This is a genomic window from Aeromicrobium alkaliterrae (assembly GCF_039529015.1).
Taxonomy (GTDB): Bacteria; Actinomycetota; Actinomycetes; order Propionibacteriales; family Nocardioidaceae; genus Aeromicrobium; species Aeromicrobium alkaliterrae.
The window spans coordinates 46,670-47,480 of sequence record NZ_BAAAME010000003.1; the positions used below are offsets into that span (position 1 = coordinate 46,670).

The 811-nt window shown below is 67.9% G+C and carries 1 protein-coding gene; it reads right to left on the reverse strand.

Annotation, left to right across the window (positions count from 1 at the left end):
* Nucleotides 1-14: 14 nt before the first annotated feature.
* Complete coding sequence (locus tag ABD127_RS07765; protein ID WP_344199594.1) at nucleotides 15-635, reverse strand: LPXTG cell wall anchor domain-containing protein; 621 nt, start codon at nucleotides 633-635, stop codon at nucleotides 15-17.
* Nucleotides 636-811 lie beyond the last annotated feature (176 nt).

An 811-nucleotide genomic window follows, 5' to 3' on the forward strand; every position in this document is an offset into this window, starting at 1 on the left:
GCAGTGTGGGTAGCTCAGGCCTTGCGACGGCGAGCCGCCACCGCGATGCCCGTGCCGCCGATCACGAGGAGACCGCCGACGGCCAGGAGCCACAGGCCGATCTCGGTGCCGGTGGTCGGCAGGATGCCGGAGCTGTTGTTGCCGCCGGTCGAGTCACGCGGCAGCAGCACGATCGTGTTGCTGTTCGTGACGCAGCCGGCGCCGCACGCCGCGGAGACCGCGGGGAGCGAGGCCGTGCTGGCCGTGGCGACGCCGGACTCGCCCAGCGCCACGATCGGCGTGTAGTTGCAGACGACGGTGTTGGTCGTGGGGGTGCGCTTCTGGACGACGTCGGTCTCCAGGTTGAGGTCGTAGCTCGCCGCGCCGCCGCCGGAGAAGCTCTCGACGAGATCGGGGACGGTGTTGACCGTGACCGTGTTGCACACGACCGGCTGGGTGACGCCGTCAACGATGCGCGAGGCGCTGACCTTGACGTTCACGACGTTGCCGCCGACGAGCTCGCCGCCGGAGATGTTGACGACGACTCCGTCGCCGCCGGGGTATCCGGCTCGAAGCTCAGCGTTGGCGGGACCGGCGGTCAGGCCGACCAGCAACAGGGACGCCAGAGCAGCGAGCGTTCCGAGGATTTTCCTCATGTTGCTCCCAATTTCAGTCAGGGTGGGCCAGGGCTGGCAGGTCGTGTCGCGCGTGGGGAGCCTCATCGTCCCGAGACCACTCACTACGTCCTCAACGAGTCAAGGGCGTCGACGTCACGTCCGAGTTCGGACGAGGACATCACCTAATGAAACCACAAACCGGCCGGTCGGACCAC